General features: G+C 54.8%; 4 protein-coding genes and 1 pseudogene. 4 read left to right on the plus strand and 1 reads right to left on the minus strand.

Translation table 11 applies throughout. The annotated features are described in order from the left end of the window. Positions 1–17: 17 nt before the first annotated feature. Entirely contained in the window at positions 18–257 is a 240-nt protein-coding gene (locus R6T97_RS11965; protein WP_410349521.1) for a DUF3048 C-terminal domain-containing protein, read from the minus strand. A gap of 151 nt (positions 258–408) precedes the next feature. Here R6T97_RS11965 and idi point away from each other — a divergent pair, with 151 nt between their 5' ends. The 4 genes and pseudogenes from idi to R6T97_RS11985 form a co-directional block, all read left to right on the plus strand. Next, a complete protein-coding gene (gene idi / locus R6T97_RS11970) occupies positions 409–942 on the plus strand; it encodes an isopentenyl-diphosphate Delta-isomerase (RefSeq protein ID WP_410349522.1) in 534 nt (177 codons plus the stop codon). Between the two features lie 60 nt (positions 943–1,002). Further along, positions 1,003–1,533: a gamma-glutamylcyclotransferase gene (locus R6T97_RS11975; RefSeq protein ID WP_410349523.1), complete on the plus strand. Its 531-nt coding sequence runs from the start codon at positions 1,003–1,005 to the stop codon at positions 1,531–1,533. A 155-nt stretch (positions 1,534–1,688) separates the two neighbouring features. Beyond that, positions 1,689–2,777, plus strand: coding sequence for a biopolymer transporter ExbB (locus tag R6T97_RS11980; RefSeq protein WP_410349524.1), 1,089 nt, complete (start codon positions 1,689–1,691; stop codon positions 2,775–2,777). Positions 2,778–2,780: 3 nt separating this feature from the next. Continuing rightward, positions 2,781–3,142: pseudogene (locus R6T97_RS11985) on the plus strand (peptidoglycan-binding protein); the annotation flags it as partial.

Here is a 3,142-nt window from a genome sequence, read left to right on the forward strand (position 1 = left end):
ATAAGGGTTCGCATTATTCAGGGAAGATCAAACCTGAAGATCCATGCACCATCATCTTCTTCCACGTCAGAAGACAATCCAAAAATGGAGATCCATGTATTGCCCGGTTTTAATGGGAAGATTTCGCCATCCTGGTCGAAAAACTGGATGGGATGATCTCGTGTAGGGGTTACCCAGGTTGCATCATAAGCCTGCCCATCTCTGAAGATGATCGCACGCTGCCCAGCCTGGTTGTCCCAAATGAAAATATCGTGCATTACCTCGGTGTATTCTTCGTAGTGCGCAAATAAAACAATCACATTTGAAAAAGATGAACAAGAAACTTGTAAAGGCGCGGCCCATGGCACACCTCAAAATCGGTATCAAGAACCTTGCACACCTCACACGGCTGGTATCCCCGTTGCGCACATGACGATCATGATCCCGGCCTGGGAAAACGGCACATTGAAACCGGTCGAGAAACTGGATGCGCATTTGCGTGGATTGAAGCACAAGGCGGTAAGCGTCTTTGTGATGAACCGCGGGCGTGTGCTGATCCAGCGGCGGGCGATGGGCAAATATCACACTCCCGGCCTTTGGGCGAATACCTGCTGTACACATCCTGAATGGAACGAAGATGCCACCGATTGCGCCGTGCGCAGGCTGGACGAAGAGCTTGGGATCAAGGGCCTTTATCCCTCGCACCGAGACGAGATCGAGTATCGCGCCGATGTCGGCGGCGGGCTGATCGAACATGAGGTTGTGCAGGTCTATGTGGCTGATGCGCCCAACGATCTGACAATCAAACCCAATCCCGATGAAGTAATGGAAACCCGCTGGGTCGACTTCTACGATCTGTCGGCAGATGTCGCACGGCACCCCAAGCAATACACGCCCTGGCTGCGGATTTACCTGGAAGACCACAGTACCGCAATCTTTGGCGACTTGTTGCGCGCAGGCTGACCCCCTTTTCGTTCCGGCGAATCCGGTGTTTACGTGGTCCACGTAAAAAGGGGCAGCGGCATGGCATTTTGGGTCTTTGGATACGGTTCGCTCTTGTGGAACCCGGGGTTCACTCCGGTGCGGCAGGTAAAAGCGCGCCTACACGATTATCACCGCAGCTTTTGCATGCTGTCGGTCCATCACCGCGGATCGGAGGAAGACCCCGGCCTCGTCCTTGCTCTTGATGCGCAAGCGGGCGGGCAATGCACAGGTGTTGCCTTTCAGGTCGCCGATGAACAGGCCGATTTGGTCCATGCACAACTGCGCGAACGCGAGTTGATTTCCTCGGCCTATTATGAGGACACGGTGGAACTGCTCAGCGATGAGGGCGAAACAATTCCAGCACTCGCTTACATCATCAACCCGGATCACGTGCAGTATTGCCAATTCGACCTTGAAAAGCAGGCCCATATCATCGCACAAGCGGTGGGCGGGCGTGGACCCAATACCGAATACCTGTTCAACACTGCGGCCCATTTGACCGAACTTGGAATCAAAGATGCAGACATGGAGTGGTTGGTCACCCGTGTGCGTGCTTTGACAGCAACATAAGCCACACCCGATTTTGTTTGGGTTTGCGCAAGTTCGCCCATATGGTGTTAAGCGAGCAAAGCAGTCACACAATATGAGGACTCCCTCCCTTGCCGGATAAACGGGAACCCAAAACACAGCCCCAATTTTCACAGCCGATTCGCCAGCTTCTTTTCATGCTGACCGTTCTGGGATTGGTGGGCGCTGGTTTCTACCTTGGGTTGGAACAGATCACTGCAATCTATCAGTCAAACCCCTATCTGAACGGGGTGATCCTCGGGGTGTTTGTGCTGGGCGTTCTGACATGCTTCAATCAAGTTTTCCTGCTGATGAATTCCGTGCGCTGGATCGAAAGGTTCGCGCAAGATGCGGGCGGGCATTCGTATAGCGCGGCACCTTCGCTGCTTGCGCCACTTGCCACATTGCTGCGGTCACGCGGTGCACGTATGCAGGTATCGTCCAGCTCTGGCCGGTCAATCCTCGATTCCGTCGCACAGCGTATCGACGAAGACCGCGAGATTACCCGATATATTGGTAATGTGCTGATTTTCCTTGGCCTTTTGGGCACCTTCTATGGTCTGGCAACCACCGTTCCCGCATTGGTCGACACGATCCGATCTCTCAACCCCGGTGAAGGTGAAAGCGGCGCAGACATCTTTGCACGCCTGCAATCCGGCTTGGAAGCCCAGCTCGGTGGTATGGGAACGGCCTTTTCAAGTTCGCTGCTCGGCCTTGCAGGTTCGCTGATCGTCGGGCTGCTGGAACTCTTTGCAGGACATGGCCAGAACCGGTTTTATCGTGAATTGGAAGAATGGCTTTCCACGATCACGCGCGTCGGCTTTGACGGCGAAGAAGGTATTGGCAGTGGGCAAGACCTCAGCGCGATGGGCCCGTTTGTGGAGCAACTGGGCGAGTTGTTGGACACCATCCAGATGATGATGGGGCAGACAGACGCGGATCGTGAAGATAATGACAGGCGGTTTGCTGCCCTCGTCAGCGCGATCGAAAAGATGGCGCAGTCCAATACGGCTAATGCCAATTCGGAAATTTTGCAGCGGGTCGCACTTGGTCAGGAAGCCTTGATCCAAAAACTGGATGACAGCGGTATGGACGGCATTGATGCCGAAAGCCGTATGCGTTTGCGGTCGATTGACGTGCAGTTATTGCGTATACTCGAAGAAATGTCCGCCGGACGTCAGGAAAGTGTCGGCGACCTTCGCAGCGAAATCGCGAACCTGACAAATGCGATCAAAGGCAGAGGCTGATCAATGGCGCTAAGCCGCAGATCATCGAACCGATTCCAAAACGCGATCTGGCCGGGTTTCGTGGACGCCATGACCGGGCTTTTGCTGGTCCTGATGTTTGTGCTGACCATCTTCATGGTTATCCAGTTCGTGCTGCGTCAACAGATCACGGGACAAGAGACCGAACTGGACGCGCTCAGCAATGAAGTGGCTGCCTTGACGGCGACACTTGGGCTAGAACGGGATACCAACGCGGGTCTGACCTCTGATCTGGAAGCTGCCAACGCCGAAGCCACGCGGCAAGCGGGCCGGATCGCGGCGCTGATCGCCGAACGCGAAGCCCAAGATCAGGCGCTGGCACAGGCGCAAGGCGCGATCACACAATT

The sequence above is a fragment of the Yoonia sp. genome (assembly GCF_046498525.1).
Taxonomy (GTDB): domain Bacteria; phylum Pseudomonadota; class Alphaproteobacteria; order Rhodobacterales; family Rhodobacteraceae; genus Yoonia.

What these genes read in the sequence shown, in the direction of transcription:
- R6T97_RS11965 (WP_410349521.1), bottom strand. Translation starts at nt 257, where the DNA reads ATGCACGATATTTTCATTTGGGACAACCAGGCTGGGCAGCGTGCGATC.
- idi (WP_410349522.1), top strand. Translation starts at nt 409, where the DNA reads ATGACGATCATGATCCCGGCCTGGGAAAACGGCACATTGAAACCGGTC.
- R6T97_RS11975 (WP_410349523.1), top strand. Translation starts at nt 1,003, where the DNA reads ATGGCATTTTGGGTCTTTGGATACGGTTCGCTCTTGTGGAACCCGGGG.
- R6T97_RS11980 (WP_410349524.1), top strand. Translation starts at nt 1,689, where the DNA reads ATGCTGACCGTTCTGGGATTGGTGGGCGCTGGTTTCTACCTTGGGTTG.